We start from the raw sequence: 16,521 nt of genomic DNA, 5'->3' as shown, positions 1-16,521 counted from the left end.
AAATACTCAGAAAATTTATAAATTTTTATGAAAAATCTATAAAAAATATCCCAGTAATTTATTGATATTTTAAAGGTTTATCTTTAATAAAAAACCGGCCTAAGCCGGTTTTTTATTAACTCATCTATTACCAGTTCAGCTCTAAACCGATACTTCCGCCTTGATCACTCGAACTTGATGAAGCGTACTTTCCATAGTACTGACCAAAAATTGACAGATTGGTAATCGAGGTCATTTTAAAGCCCACATTCATATCAAAACTATTACGTTGTGGTTCACCACCTTGTGTCCTAAAGACATAACCTGGTGCAGAAACAAAACTTGCATCCATTTCTCGTTTGCTAGACAACTCATGGCTGAATGCAAAACGGGCATATGGCTGAATCACGCCTTCGCTAAAGACAAAGTTTTTGTCAAACTGCGCACCGATGAATAACGGCGCACTATAGACACTCGTTTTTTCATACTGTAAAGCCAATGGATCTGTACTTTCTAACGCCGATTCGCGGAATGCTTTTGTATCTAGTTGGCTATACTGCGCTCCGATAAACGGGGTCACATTTACAGCATCTAATTCAAACAGACGCCCCGTCTCTAAACGCAGACTGTAGGCATCTGCCTTAGCTTCACCAGTCAGATTATTTTCAACACCTGCCACCTGAACTATTGGATCTAGAGCAGGATCAATGAATGCATAACGATTTACTTCGGTTGAAACTTGGTCATATCCAATCAAAGCTTTTACGTATGCGTCCTGAATACGATGTGAAGCAAATATATTCACTCCTTCAAAGTCCATTAAACCTGTAGTCAAACGGTCCTGAACTTCATACTGGGTCTTGCCATTGCTATATGCCACACCAACCAGCGTATTTGGCGATAGCGCATAGTCCAGTCCGACCATGGTACGATAACTGTCGCTATTGACATTTGCCATGCCTGAAGATGTTTTGCCACGTTGCTCCTGCTCGCCATTGTGACCTGCGATCCATAAGCTCCATTTATTATCTTCCAGACAGTTTTTCACATCTGTACGTGCAGAACCGGCTTCATTTTCAGCTGAACAACTTACTGTAGCAAATCCATTATTTTGGGCATGTGCCGATTTCGAACGCCAAAAATCGATATGCATCGAAAGGTCTGACATCACACCTGCATTTTGGGTGAAGTACAATTGTTGGCTAGCCACACTCCCTTCACCACTCAATAGATTATACGTTTCCTGTAAAGCCTCTAAATCAGGTCGGTAGAATAGTGGTGCTGCAACAGGTCTAAATGTTGCAATTTCTGCTAACTGGATTTGATTAATCACTTCACCCAAACTTGCAGCATTTTGACTTAAGCCAGTAGGTGCAAAATTAATATTTGAAACAATCGCACCGTTACCATTTATCAAGCTGCGATTATAGGTCGCAATAGCAGAAGCAACTGCATCTAGTTTTAAAGCACTGATATCAACTGCATTCGCATTGATAAAATTAAGTGCAAAATCACCAGGTTTAACATAGCCTGAATCCATAATATTAATAGATAGCACGCCATCGACCACTGCATTACCACTAACATTTAAGACATCGTAATTTGGTGTTGCCGCAGCCAAAGCTCGGGCATTTATACCGGCTGAAGATGCTGCAGATTTAAAGTTCCAGTCCCAGAATAAAGTTCCCGATTGCTCCTGACTGAAGTCCCCAATCAAGTCAGTTTGACCAACCAGATTTACCCCCGATACCGCCCAGTTCGCTTCATTACGGGCCACCCCATTAATCACTTGTGATTGACCTGAAATAATCCAGCCATCACCTCTATTATTCAATGCATTTGTACCTGAACCTAAATCCAGATTTCCTGTGATAAAACCAGTGTTGTTAATCGTGTCTTCGGCATTACCGGCCAATACGGCATTTGCATTTAACAGACCAATATCAATCAAATCATGTTGACCTGATAAATATTGACCAAAGACGTTATCAGATGCGGATCCGGTCAAGATACCTGCGTTATGAATAGCGTTGTCACGTCCATCAATCAGACGAATCGCAGCACCCTCTGCTGATCCACCACGAATCAGTGCATCTGCAGTGTTGTTAATGATAATCGTGCCCGCATTAAAGCCTGTACTTTGTGCCAAAATCCCTACAGAGCCAACCCCTGTCGTATAGATATTGTCATGCTGATCCACATTCACATTACCTGCATTACCGCTCACTAATGCACTCTGAGCAACTGTCTGGTAACCAGTAACATTACCTGAAGCATCAACGTTATTGCTATACCCCCCACCATTTGAAATGGATTGAGCAATAATACCGTGGGCATAATTACCGAATGTGGTAATCCCTTTAGATGGAGTGGTATCAGTACCAGATGCTGCAAGTTTTCTTGTCGATAAGGTTCCATTAGTCACGCTTACGTCAGCACCGTCTCCCATACCATTGCCAGCGCTTACATTACCATTGACGACACCCGCAGCAAAACCGCCACCACCACCAATGGATTGCGCAACAATTGCAGACGAACCATCTGTGGTTGTTTCAATATATCCATTATTACTTACGGTAACATCTTCTGCATGACTGTCAGCATTATCTGCTCCACCCAAAACCAACTGATGGCTGAGTGCTGTAGCCCCACCACCCCCAGAGATAGATTGAGCAATAATCCCTTGAGATAATTTATCTTTGGTAAATAAAACACCCGAGTTACTAACACTCACTGTATTGGCTAAGCCTGTAGCGCCTTCTGCACCTAACTGGGCAAATTGACTGATTTGATCAATGCCACTGCTTAGTCCCCCACCGCCGCCAATCGATTGTGCAACGATCACACTTGAATTTTGTCCAAAGGTAAAAGCTTCACCTGCATGATCAACTTGTACAGCACCAGAGATACCGTTCGCACCAGCTGATGCACCAGCGACAAGTAGGCCAGCTGTACTACCCGTCGAACCACCACCGCCAGCAATAGACTGTGCAACTATAGCCTCTGAAGCATGACCTGATGTCTGAACGGCACTATCCGGACCAAGGCTTAATCTGACTGTTCCTGCATCACCACCTTTAACAGATCCTGACATTAAATATTCTTTAATATACGGCGTCACCCAACCAGACACCTTTTCAATCACAGTATCTGCAAGGTCTAATGGCTTCATTAATATTTTATTGACACCGCTTCCTAAACCTATGGATTCAATTTCATCGCGAATTTCATCCGTTGAGAAACCTTTGGTACTACCTGCAACACCACCACCACCACCAATGGATTGCAGCAATATACCTTTAGAGTTATTGCCTAAGGTTTGGATTTGGGCATCATGTTTTACAGTTAAATCGTTACCATTACCACCTGCAGAACCGTTCCCCCCTACAGATAACATTGCACTCTTGGTTTCGTTGTTTTTATTGCCACCATCACTGTTTCCGCCAACACCACCACCACCGCCAATGGATTGAGCTAAAATTGCGGATGAGTCATCTCCTAAAGTCTGTAGATTTGAGAAGTTATCAATGGATACAACACCGCCATCACCACCTGCGGCTCCCGCTCCACCAACAGCTACAGTTCCGCTAGCATGACCACCTACACCACCGCCACCACCAATAGACTGTGCAAGTATTGCTGATGAGAGATTTCCTTGAGTTGCAATCGTAGTCAGTTTAGCTTTACTTCCACTCAGAACTTTCACTAACCCGCCGTCTTGCCCATTATTAACAGGTAAATTAGCTCCAAAACCATTTAGTAAAGTCGTGAGTGTTCCGCCACCTAATGCAATGGTTGCCTGTTCCACACTGCCACCAGCACCACCACCGCCTCCAATGGACTGCGCCAATATACCTTCTGACATTGTGCTTTGTGTATAAATAGAGCCTTGGTTATTAACAGAAACCTCACCACCTTTACCCGCCATGGATCCTGAACCACCAATGCCGATGGTTGATTTTCCATCTGAATCTCCACCTGCACCACCACCACCACCAACGGATTGGGCAAAAATACCACGTGAGGATTTGTTCGCAGTATATAAATCGAGTTCGTTATTGACAGTTACAACACCGCCATCACCACCCGCACCGCCATCGCCACCGAGTGCGAATAAACCTCCATCTGCTTTCTTAATAGTCTGTTTAACTGTCTTCGGAGCATATATATCATTACCGTGCTCATCTTTTTCACCAGTAGGTAAATTGACCTCAATTTCGAAAGCAATTTCAGGTGTCCCCCCTTCGACAGTACCACCTATACCACCGCCACCACCAACTGATTGAGCAAAGATCGCGTCGGAGAATTGACCTTGAGTCATGATGAAATTCTTGAGCGTAAATGTAGTCTGATCCGCTCGAGTGAATTCAATTTCTTCAGCTTCCGCATCGAGTCGAGTATTTACGATGACATCACCACCATCACCAGCAGCACCATCTGTTAAACGGGGCAAAATTTTTGCAAGTTCATCTGCACCTAAGTTAGATAATGATTCTTTGAGTTTGTCGAGCAAGTGACTCATCTCATCTTGGAATGCTCCACCACCGACACCAATTTTGGAACCCGAAGTATCACCACCATTGCCACCGCCGCCGCCAATAGATTCAGCTAAAATACCTTTTGAATTATAGCCATTGGTCATGATTGAATTGGCATGTGTGACACTCACATCCCCACCATGACCACCTGAACCATAATAACCGCCAATTCCTACAGAAAAATTAGATGAACCTGCCTTTTGGGCACCAGTGATTGTCGTAGAGTTCGCAAATGTGCTACCACCGTCGCCCCCACCACCTCCAATGGATTGTGCGTAGATCCCGTTCGAACTATTTCCTTGAGTTTGAATTAAGCCTTTGGTATTGACGGTAACAGTATTAGCGTCATTTCCAATCCCCCCTAAGCCACCAATACTGGTAGAAATCGATGTTGATGGAGGTGAAGATAAGTTTTCATTTTTTAGTTGATCCGCACATACTTCATCGCATTGCATATTCACTGCGAGTGTTGAGGCATTACCACCATTACCCCCACCACCTCCAATGGATTGTGCTTGTACTGCGCTTGAACGATCACCTTCGGTATAGATATCGCCCGTATGCTGAACATCCACTTCGCCTGATTTATTCCCTTCACCAGCGAAACCACCTAGTGCAAAAGTAAATGACGTTGTTTTCCCTTGAGGTCCTACAGATGGTGCCATTAAGGTACCTGAATAGGCATTACCACCATCACCACCACCGCCGCCAATCGACTGCGCTAAGATGGCTTGAGCGCTATTACCTCGTGTTATCAACAGCCCATCATTCTTCACTGTGACTTTATCGGAGAAGCCTCCATCACCGCCCCAACCACCTACTGCAGCTGTAATAACAAAATTACTTTTTATATTAATGCCTTTGGCATCAAATGCAGCTGAAGTACCACCATTACCACCGCCACCACCAATCGACTGTGCCTTAATTGCTTGTGATTTAAAGCCTTTTGTCAGAATGGTTCCAACATTATCTATGTTGACCTTGCTACCAGCATGTCCATCACCACCAGCCCCACCCAAAGTAAAACCAAGTTGGTAGGAGTCAGCTTTAGCTAAATTTGCAGTGATTGCCATACCGCCATCACCACCGCCACCTCCAATAGACTGTGCAAAAATACCCACCGCCTCTGTACCATGCGTATAAATATCGCCCATGCGGTTCACAGTCACCAAATCAGCGCTGTTTCCATTACCCCCGAAACCACCTACACTCGCATTTGCTTGAAATGTTGCAACATTACTAGACAGCGATCCTGTTACAGCAAAACCACCATCACCACCGCCACCGCCTAGAGATTTCGCATATACTGCATGCGAATAATCTCCTTCTGTAATAATTAAACCTTCTGAATCAACCTGAACTTGGCCCGCTAAACTCCCTGAACCACCTTTTCCGCCCAGTGTAACGCCTAAATCAATTCCTGTTCCTTCGGTGGCATTGATATTTACATCGAGTGCTTTACCGCCACTACCACCACCTCCACCAATGGATTCAGCCTTAATACCTATCGCATTTATACCTTTGGTGACAATATTGTCTGTGCTATCCACATAAACATCACCCGCACGGTTGCCTGTACCACCACCGCCACCAATCGTTACACTTGCAGATAATGAACTACTTTGAGGCTGAGGCGTACCTGGCATACCTTTATTATTGCCATAATTTAAGCTAAAGTTCCCCGCAAATCCGCCTTGACCACCGCCACCGCCAATGGACTTAGCCGCAATACCATGAGACAGATCCCCTAGGGTCGAAATGGTTGCAATATCTTCTAAGGTTTCAGCATCTTTTAATGAAGCCTGATTATTCGAAATAACAGTTACATCACCCGCCTCATTACCTATACCACCCCCACCTCCAACACTTGCAGTAAGTGAAGCTGCTTGTACTTTGGCATTGGTTAAACTCGCAGAAATGGACGTACCACCTTTACCGCCATTACCACCAATCGATTCCGCGAGAATAGCACTTGAGTTTTTACCCGTCGTTTCAATCAGAGTGTTCTGATTATTAACCAAGACATCCCCAGCTACACCACCATCACCACCGCCACCACCAACGGCAACAGCCAAGTTGGTTGCAGACCGGCCTGAACTTAATGTGCCATTAATGCTAAGACCACCTGTGCCACCATTACCACCTATAGACTGGGCAACAATGGCATCAGCATTCATTCCCGAGGTTTGAATCACTTTAATGTCATCAGTATGGGTGAATTGTTTTCCAACGTTCACAGTGACATGATTGAGATTGCGCTCTCGCTCTAGTTTTTCAGTCAAAATGGCCGCTAAATAGTTTTTCCAGTCCCCGTTGTATTGATCTACAGTTGTCAAAACTCGTTTAGCTTCAAAATCACTCATTTGAGGAATATTTGAGAGATCAATACTTCCCCATTGGCTCTGATCAATGTGAATAACATTTTTTTGACTATCTATTTCTTCTGTTCCATCAGCTTTAACCTTGTTACCGACCTCATTCACATTACCCTGAGCTGTAACAATGTAACCTTCTGATGTCACCTCATAACCTTGATCGTTATACCGCTTTCCATCAACTAGATAGTTACCATTCTGATCTCGCTCACGCCCTTCGGCATCTACAATTTTGTTATCATCTAAGATGAAATGACCATGAGCAGTAACACGATACCCCTCACTATTAACAATCTTTCCTGCACTATCAAGTAAACGCCCTTCTTCGTCGACCTTTTTACCACTTAAGTTTCGATAAGTCCCATTTACATTTAAACGGCCATACTGATCTTTCAGATCATTACCATCTTTATCTTTAAAGGTAGCCACGCCGCCACCTTCTCCACCAATAGAAACTGATGCAGTTGTAGCAGGACCATTGGATAAAGACACAGATGCATTTATGGCGTTACCACCGCTACCGCCATTACCATTAATTGACTGTGCAAGAATCGCATGTGAAAAATCACCAGCCGTATTGATATTGCTCTGGCTATTTACTTCAACACTTTTCGCTGTACCACCATTTCCCCCATCTCCACCAACACTTGCACCTAAGCTCAATGCAGCAGATGAGCCCGCTGCGGCAGAAACTGCCAAAGACATTCCACCTTTACCACCTGTACCACCGATTGACTGTGCATAGATAGCGGATGAATTGTGGCCCTCAGTCGCCATATCAGCAAAAGAATCGACATTCACTGTGCCTGCCTGACCACCATCACCGCCAGTTCCGCCTACAGCGACACTGGCTGCAATAGCACCTACTTTTGATGCGCTTAGGCTAAATGCACCTGAAAAACCACCACTACCACCGCCACCACCAAGTGATTGAGCAAGTATGGCATTGGAGTTATTACCTTTTGTGCCAATAACATTATGGCTGGTCAGCTCTACAGATTTTGCAATGCCTCCACTACCACCTTTACCCCCAACTGCCGCACTTAAAGCTACAGATGGGAGACCGCCTGCATTTACAATACCAGCCAATGACCCAGTCGCAGCGATACCCAATGCCATGCCACCATTACCACCATCGCCCCCCATAGATTGAGCCGTCAATCCAGTTGAATTTTCACCTTCTGTAAATATTGCATGATGTGAGGTTAAGGTCACAGCTTCGGCTGAACCTCCCTTGCCACCAGTCCCACCAAGTGCAACACCTGCACTCAAACCACCAGCGACATTTACATTGGCAGCAGCTCCAATAGCATATCCGCCATTACCTCCAGAACCACCGATAGACTGCGCCAAAACTGCACCCGAGTTAAGACCTTGTGTTATAACCACGCCTTCCAATGCAGTGGTTTCATCACCAATAACCACTTCGACAGCACCAGCTTTTCCACCAGTCCCCCCTGTACCGCCAACGCCAATACCAGCTCCTGCCAAGGCTGAGCCAGACACACCAATTGCATTGCCGCCATTACCCCCATCTCCACCGATAGATTGGGCAATAATTGCCGTGGCGTTATCACCTTTTGTTATTATTCTTTCTGCAAGTGAATGTATTTTAGAAAGTTTTGCAGTACCCCCTGCACGAGATTGACCACCTAAAGAAAGTCCGGCGCTTATGTTACCCAATGCACCAGTAATTGCTGTTCCTGCATTACCACCGCTGCCCCCAATAGACTGACTTAAAATGGCAGATGAACTCGCTCCTTGAGTCATAATATCCGCGCTATTGATGACGGTAACAGAATTACTAACACCTCCGGCACCACCTGTACCCCCCAGTCCAACTGCGCCAGCGTACATTCCTCCTGAGAAGCTATATACGGCTCCTCCTGCACCGCCATCACCACCGATCGACTGCGCAACAATAGCTGACGAATCAGCTCCTTGGGTATGGATTAAGCTATTATTGTTGACTTCGACAGTTCCCGCTGTACCTCCATGTCCACCTTCTCCACCCAAGCTTAAGCCCAGGCTAAAACCAACTGATACACTGCCAGCTCCAGCAACACCACCATCACCACCTGCACCGCCAATGGACTGTGCAACAATAGCAGCTGAACGATCTCCTTGAGTAAGAAGCTCCCCACTTAAAGTATCAATCCGCACATCACCAGATGTACCTCCAGCACCACCATCTTTAGCCATCGCTAAGCTAAAGCTAAATCCGCCGCCAACACTATTAGATACTGCATAACCCGCATTACCACCACCACCTCCAATCGACTGTGCTTTAATTGCATTGGATTGATTTGCTTTTGTTGAAATCCTCGGCTCAGAACCATCAGTACCACCATGACGAACCTGGACATTACCCGAGTCGCCTCCAGCTCCACCTTTGCCGCCCAGCGCTAAACTGACAAAAGCCCCCGTTGCAACTGAATTACCACCATTACCACCACCACCGCCGATCGATTGGGCCAAGATACCAATGGAACCAACTTGCTGTGCTTTTTCTATTTGTCGTTCACTATCATTATTTGCTGTAGATAAATAATTTGTTGTTATATTTGCATTATTATTGACAGTAACCGCAGTACCGTGACCACCTGCACCACCATTTGCCCCGAAAGAAACCCAACCGACACTTAACCCTGCATTACCACCACCACCGCCAATCGATTGCGCTATGATTGCATGCGCTGCATCACCGAGGGTTGCAATATCTCCACCAGTGGTATTATTTACTCTAACTACACCTGCATTACCGCCACCAGCACTACTTTCTGTCTGCTTTCCACCCAATGCCACCATGCCAGCAGTTAAACCAGTATTACCACCACCACCACCAATAGATTGGGCAACAATACCGTGTGATGACTGTCCCTCAACTGTCAGTTGATTACTATTCGTGACATCAACAATTGAACTATCACCACCTGCACCATTCATAGAGCCTAGTGTAACCAGTCCAAATCCACTACCGCCATTACCACCACCACCGCCAACCGATTGCGCAGTAATCGCATTGGATTGTGTTCCTTTAATTACTATCTCAGCTTCATTTATAATTTTTACATTATTGGCATTTCCACCATGACCGCCTTGCCCACCCATCGATACAATACCGATACTGGCACCGGAGGAACCGCCTGCTCCCCCCACCGATTGTGCTAAAAGACCATTACCATGTGATCCAATAATTTCTATTCGGCTTTGGCTATCTGTATAAATTTCAACTTCGCCAGCTTGTCCAGCGTTATTTCCTTTACCACCAGATGAGACAATACCTCCAGCTTTACCACCATTACCACCATCACCCGCTGCACTGATCGCAACCACGCCTGATGAATAATCATCATTAATCATGATGTGAGTATTGAATATATTTGCAGATGCTTTTTTGCCTTCTCCGCCTACATTCCCTTTTCCGCCCCCAGCGTCAATCGTATAAGAACCACCACCATCACCACCATCACCGCCCTGAGACTTCACTAAGACGCCGGTACTGCCTTTACCTACCCCTGTTGCTCGCGTTGACGCAACAATAGCAATGTCTAGATCATGTAAGTTTAGAACCGAATTTGAAGCATCCCCACCTACACCGCCCGGTTTTCCTTTTCCACCTAAAATATATTGCCCGCCATTTCCGCCATCACCACCGCGACTGCTTAATTCCACAGCGGTCGCTGTTTTAGTAAAGTTGAGCGTCTGATTTTCCCCATGAACGGAATAGTTCAGTTCAGCATTAAGAGGTTGACCTGATGTACTGGTCTGGTCTCTATCTTCTAAATCTATATTCAAATCATAATGCGGAATTTGAACACTTTTTAGATATGTTTCTTGACCAGTATTTGAATCGACATTGAATTCTAAAGTGACATTTACCGTAGTTGTGTTTATTGCTGAAGCCACACCACTCGATGAATAGTTAACGGTATTGACCTGATACCTAGGATTGACTTCATCTAAAAAAATGTCATTTCCATCTACATCATGTGGAGTGAATGTAGCCTGCATATATTCACCGCTTGGCACACCTCCACCATTAAACGCCCCATCATTATGGTAAATGACAACAATTGGATCTAAGCCGTTTGTTTCAGATATATCAGAGTTCACAACATAGCTATATTCCCAGCTCGTACCAACATCCCCACCTGGTTTACCCGCTTTGGGCTTAACAAATAATGCACCTGTACGGCCATTACTACCATCATTAGCTCTTGCTGTAATCGAGATTACTTGATCGGTATATGCTTGTTCATGGCTTTGTTTTAATACAACAGAATCAAATAAATTGGTAAATGACTTACAACCCTCATCTGGCATACAAAGTTCATTTTTAGCGAATGCGGGAATATGTAGCAAACTGATGAGTGTTGTAACGGAAAGAGCAGCTAATTTTACTGATGATCTTTTCCCTTTTCTTTTTACATTCTCTGCAACTGCAACCCATGCCCCTAAAGTTTCATTCCAGATAATACGGTAGATGTGGTTCATGACTTTCTATCTCATGCAACGACTCTCATCTCAATGTCAATTAAAAAAAATAAATAAAAATAAATATATGTATTAATAAAATTGACGAGATTAAAATGCAGTCCTAGTTAACTCAATCCAAACACCTGTTACAAAAGTGCATGGTTCTCCTATCATGAATTACATCAATGAAAAGAAACTTTACATATCCCTGAAAATTGGTATTTTCCAAAATTATTCATCTGATTTAGGTCATGTTTAGAAAACTAAATGTTCCATAAATCTCCCGTTAAAATCATAAAAAATTTTCGGTCAACTAAAAAAATGGCATTTGTTCATTTCGATTTTTCCTAGTATTTATTTTTCTTTAACGAAACGAAAAAGGTTAGAACTGTAGAGAACGTATGGAATAGAGCAGAGAAATTTGATATTTGTTATAGGAAATAATGCATAAATTATAAGTTAAAAATATCCACTCTAAAGTATTAAAAATATTTGTAATATATATAAAATATAGGCTACATTAATAAAGCAACACAACAACTGAATTATAAATAGCGTTCTTTCCTGCAGGCGCATGCTCTTTCATAAAATGCACTTTGATTTGAGGGAGACATCAATCTGATGCTGACGTACGAAATGGAATTACCTGCCCCCATATTAGTTTTAGAAGATGATATTTTCATGCAACAACGGACTGAAAAGCTGTTGCGAGAACTGGGCTATACTTCCGACGTCATTTATTATGCGCAGTCAGTTAAACAGGCGCATACCTTCATTGATCAATATTCTTTTGCACTTGCCTTGATCGATCTCGGCTTACCTGATGGCTCAGGACTAGAGGTCATTCAAACCTTACATCATCTGAATGCAGAACTCCCGATTCTGGTCATTTCGACCTGCTGCACACAGAACATTATCCTTCAGGCCATCCATACCGGGGCAACAGGTTATTTTTTAAAAGAACGTGATGACTTTGAAATATTACTCTCCATACGTAATGTCATTCGGGGAGGTGCACCCATTGACCCCTTTATTGCACAGCAAATTCTGAAAAATATTTCTTTTGAATCAATAGAAAAGCATTCAAACCTAGAGAAAAATGATTTACTCTCTAAACGTGAATATGAAATTTTAAATCTGGTCGCTCAGGGGATGAGTAATAGAGAGATTGCCGAAGCATTGTTTCTATCAAAATATACAATCGAATGTCATATCAAAAATATTTATCGCAAACTTTGCGTGAGCAACAGGTCGAAAGCTATCCATACTGCACGCACTATGGGGTTAATCTCTTAATTTTATGCCTGCTGTTTTTCTTCGTCTGTCAATTGCATGCCCAATCACCAGAGTCTTCCTCAACCTCCTGTAAAGCATACATTACAGAAAGTTTTATCGCCAAAGCAATTCCTAATAACCCTGTTGAACGACCAACAACAGGCTGGGCAAAAGTCGAGCACTTTCCTGATTTCATCAATTCACACTGGAAAGATTATAAAGGTAATGCCTGGTATAAAATTCACTGGACCTATGACTGTAAAAATAAGCCTGACCACCCCCTGAGTCTTGTTATTAGTCATATTAATATGGCTGGAAAAGTCTATTTAAACGATGATTTACTTTGGAAAGATCAATCTTTAACTGAACCACTATCACGAAGTTGGAATATTCCACGTAGCTGGCAAATTCCCATCTCTGCTCTTAAGACAAAAGAAAATACGATCTGGATATATGTAGCAAGCGCATCAATTCAGGAAGGAAATTTAGGTCATGTCCATATTGGACCTTATAACCAGCTACTGCCACTTTATCAAGAGTATCAATTCAAGCAAAAGACATTGATTTCAATTGGTTTTTTAATCAATGTAATTATTGGTATTTTTTACTTTATGGTATGGATTATATACCGTAAGGAATCAGCATATCTCTGGATCAGTGCGAATGTCTTGTTTTGGCTCGGCTATTCCCTGTTCTTTCTGCTGTATTCAACCCCACTCAGCAGTATTCAGGTCGACAGGTTGCTCGCCTGGTTATTTTCAACCTATACCTTGGTCTCCTGTGTTTCTATCTGGCGCTTTGCCAATCTGAAATTTCCTCGAATTGAAAAACTGCTTTTGTTTATATTTTTTCTTGCCACTGCTGTACTCGCAGTTATTCCAGATGAATATTTAAAACAAACTATTCATTTCTTTTTCATCCTTAATATGATTATTTTCTTATTAGAAAATTCTACTTATCCATTTTTAACTTATAAATCTAAACAAATTGAAGTGTATTTAATGGCAGGATTACATGCATTTTTTGTTCCGGTTGCGATTCATGATGCTTATCAAATCCTGACTTATCAAAATGAATTCTGGTCACCTTTTATTTCACCATTTAGTGCTTTATTCTTAGGGCTTTTACTAGGTCTGCGTTTATATCGTAACAATAAGGTGATTTCACGATTTAATAAAACTTTAAAAGACGAAATTGATAATGTGACTCAAAAACTCAGTTCTTCTTTAAATTCTCAGTACCAATTAGCTTTAGAAAATATTCGCCTTCAAGAACGCGTTAATTTGTCTCGTGATTTACATGATGGTATTGGTGGTTCAATTGTTCGTTCAATCGAACTGGTGAGCCGCAATGATCATTTAGAAAAAGAAAAATTTTTATCGATTTTAAAATTATTAAGTAATGACTTACGCCAGATTATTGATCATGGTTCAAGTCTGGATGCAAAAATACCTGATAGTCCAATATTATGGGCAGCGCCAACCCGCCATCGCTTTATGGAAATTTTTGATGAGCTGCACATTGCTGCACATTGGCAAATACCAGATAAATGGAACAAGTCGCCCACACCTCTGCAATGTTTAACCCTGACACGTATTCTTGAAGAAGCACTGACCAATATTATTAAACATAGTCAGGCAAGCGAGATTAGTATCGGGCTTGAACAGACAGAGCAGGCATTAATCCTGAATATTCGGGATAATGGCGTCGGTTTTGATCCTGAATGTATTATAGAAGCCAAGCATATAGGGCTACAAAGTATGAAAATACGTGCTCAACGTGCGAATGGTACACTGAATATCCTGTCTTCAGGTCGGGGAACTCATATTCAGGTCATGTTAAGTTTTTAAAATTATTTAGGATAGTTAAATACTTATTTTAATTTATCAAGACTAAGCTGCTTTTTTCCTCCGATGCTTAAATGTAGTGTGGCACAGAATGAGGTGAAGCATAGGAAGGAAATAAAATGAGCTGACATTTTCCTTTTATAAGCAAGTCTTATGAACAATTAAGCCCTGTATCTACAGGGCTTACAGAAGCAGCAGTTCAAAACTATTTAAAATAATTCAATGGTAATTTCAAATAAGACACACCATTGGCTTCAGGCTCAGGAAACTGCCCTGCTTTCATATTGATTTGAATCGCTGGCAGAATCAGTTTTGGCATATTTAAAGTAGCATCACGCTGATGACGCATTTCGACAAACTCTGCTTTACTGGTGCCTTCGTGGATATGAATATTTTGGGTCTTTTGTGTCTGCACATCAGTTTCACAGACATAGTCATGACGCGTTTCAGGCAGATAGTCATGACACAAGAACATCCGCGTTTCAGGCGGAAGCTGATACAGTGACTGTACCGAATCGAACAAGGTCGATGCACTACCACGCGGGAAGTCACAACGCGCCGTACCGTAGTCCGGCATAAACAGGGTATCACCCACAAATACCGCATCTCCGATTACATAGCTGAGACAGGCCGGTGTATGCCCTGGCGTAGGAATATTATAGGCATCCATTTCACCAATCTTGAAATGCTCATGATCCTCAAACAGGTAGTCAAATGGTTGCAGGGCATTAAACTGTTTCATGTCCAGATGATAAATCGCACCAAAGGTTTCCTGTACCACAGAAATCTTCTGGCTCATGGCAATTTTACCACCCAGTTCTGCCTTGAGATATTGCGCTGCCGTCAGGTGATCAGCATGAACATGAGTTTCCAGAATCCACTCAACAGTTAAATTTTGTGCCTTAACATAGGCAATAATTTTATCGGCATGAATAGTTGAGGTACTTGCTGATGCCGGATCATAATCCAGAACGCTATCAATAATGGCGCAGGCCTTGGTCTCCGGATCACGTACAACATAACTGAAGGTATTGGTATCTTCGTGAAAAAAATCTTTTACTATAGGTAAGTTTGACATCATTAAGCTCCTGACCATTTACGGTGAATCCATACACCCACCAGCATTGCTACAATAAAATAGAGCACTTGATAGTGGCCCAAACCGATCAAGGTGAAACTTGGCGCCGGACAGATGCCCGCAATCCCCCAACCTGCACCAAATAAAACCGCGCCCGTAATCAGTTTCTTATCTATCTGATTATTTTCAGGCAAATCAATAGGCTCATTAAATACTGTTTTCGGTTGCGCCGTACGTACTGCTTTCTGGAAAGGAATAAAGGCTACCAGAATCGCCCCCATCATGACAAAGGCCAGACTGGCATCCCAATCACCAAACAGATCCAAGAAATCGAGTACTTTTTCCGGATTAGACATGCCTGACACCATCAGACCCACAGAGAACAGAGCACCAAATAAAAAGGCAAACACATTTTTCATTTTAGAATGCTCCTGTGATATGACGGATAATATAAACGGTGACAAAACCTGCAAACATAAAAGTCATCGTCGCGACAATAGAACGCTTAGACAGCCGACTAATGCCACAAATTCCGTGACCACTGGTACAGCCCGAACCCAAACGTGTCCCAAAGCCTACCAGTAGACCTGCCACAATCATCATCAATGGGCTGGCATTCAATTCGATTTCAGGTTGTACAAACAGACCATAAATAAACGGTGTGATGATCAAGCCTGATAAGAACCAGATCGCAGGCGTTTTAAATACGGTTTTTGGGTTTAATACCTGCCCCACCAAACCACTGATTCCTGCAATACGGCCATTGACGTAAAGATAGCCGACCACTGAAAGTCCGAGCATTAAACCGCCAATAAATGCGATGAGGAAGTCATGCATGGTAAATCAATCTCTATACAATATACTTTTTTATATTATATAATAAAAAATAATAATCAAGCAGTTTTATGGTAAATTGTGTAAACTGCATGGGCTACATCAAAGGTTTGAAG

6 protein-coding genes are annotated in these 16,521 nt (G+C 42.8%); 2 read left to right on the top strand and 4 right to left on the bottom strand.

The window, feature by feature from the left end:
• Window positions 1-127: 127 nt before the first annotated feature.
• Window positions 128-11,389: an ESPR-type extended signal peptide-containing protein gene (locus tag F899_RS05795; RefSeq protein ID WP_005221405.1), complete on the bottom strand. Its 11,262-nt coding sequence runs from the start codon at window positions 11,387-11,389 to the stop codon at window positions 128-130.
• A 603-nt stretch (window positions 11,390-11,992) separates the two neighbouring features.
• Between F899_RS05795 and F899_RS05790 the strand changes: the two genes are divergently transcribed.
• On the top strand, window positions 11,993-12,667 hold the full coding sequence (locus F899_RS05790) for a response regulator transcription factor (protein ID WP_004893735.1): 675 nt from the start codon (window positions 11,993-11,995) through the stop codon (window positions 12,665-12,667).
• The gene (locus F899_RS05785) at window positions 12,577-14,496 is read left to right on the top strand and encodes a sensor histidine kinase (RefSeq protein ID WP_228127788.1); all 1,920 of its coding nucleotides are present in this window, start codon (window positions 12,577-12,579) and stop codon (window positions 14,494-14,496) included. The genes F899_RS05790 and F899_RS05785 overlap by 91 nt, the downstream gene beginning before the upstream one ends.
• A 202-nt stretch (window positions 14,497-14,698) precedes the next feature.
• Here the strand turns inward: F899_RS05785 and F899_RS05780 are convergent, their stop codons facing one another.
• The 3 genes from F899_RS05780 to F899_RS05770 are packed head-to-tail and all read right to left on the bottom strand — an operon-like array spanning window position 14,699 to window position 16,408.
• Complete coding sequence (locus F899_RS05780) at window positions 14,699-15,571, bottom strand: MBL fold metallo-hydrolase (protein ID WP_005221401.1); 873 nt, start codon at window positions 15,569-15,571, stop codon at window positions 14,699-14,701.
• A 2-nt stretch (window positions 15,572-15,573) separates the two neighbouring features.
• Window positions 15,574-15,990, bottom strand: a complete 417-nt coding sequence (locus tag F899_RS05775) for a DUF6691 family protein (RefSeq protein WP_005221399.1) — start codon at window positions 15,988-15,990, stop codon at window positions 15,574-15,576.
• A 1-nt stretch (window position 15,991) separates the two neighbouring features.
• The gene (locus F899_RS05770) at window positions 15,992-16,408 is read right to left on the bottom strand and encodes a YeeE/YedE family protein (protein ID WP_004810628.1); all 417 of its coding nucleotides are present in this window, start codon (window positions 16,406-16,408) and stop codon (window positions 15,992-15,994) included.
• Window positions 16,409-16,521: the final 113 nt, after the last annotated feature.

Source organism: Acinetobacter sp. CIP 101934 (assembly GCF_000369585.1).
Classification (GTDB): domain Bacteria; phylum Pseudomonadota; class Gammaproteobacteria; order Pseudomonadales; family Moraxellaceae; genus Acinetobacter; species Acinetobacter schindleri.
The sequence above is the reverse complement of the archived record's forward strand: the minus strand, read 5'-3'. Positions and strand labels throughout refer to the sequence as shown.

Coding starts and splice junctions, on each gene's coding strand:
- F899_RS05795 (WP_005221405.1), bottom strand. CDS start 11,389: ATGAACCACATCTACCGTATTATCTGGAATGAAACTTTAGGGGCATGG.
- F899_RS05790 (WP_004893735.1), top strand. CDS start 11,993: ATGCTGACGTACGAAATGGAATTACCTGCCCCCATATTAGTTTTAGAA.
- F899_RS05785 (WP_228127788.1), top strand. CDS start 12,577: ATGTCATATCAAAAATATTTATCGCAAACTTTGCGTGAGCAACAGGTC.
- F899_RS05780 (WP_005221401.1), bottom strand. CDS start 15,571: ATGTCAAACTTACCTATAGTAAAAGATTTTTTTCACGAAGATACCAAT.
- F899_RS05775 (WP_005221399.1), bottom strand. CDS start 15,990: ATGAAAAATGTGTTTGCCTTTTTATTTGGTGCTCTGTTCTCTGTGGGT.
- F899_RS05770 (WP_004810628.1), bottom strand. CDS start 16,408: ATGCATGACTTCCTCATCGCATTTATTGGCGGTTTAATGCTCGGACTT.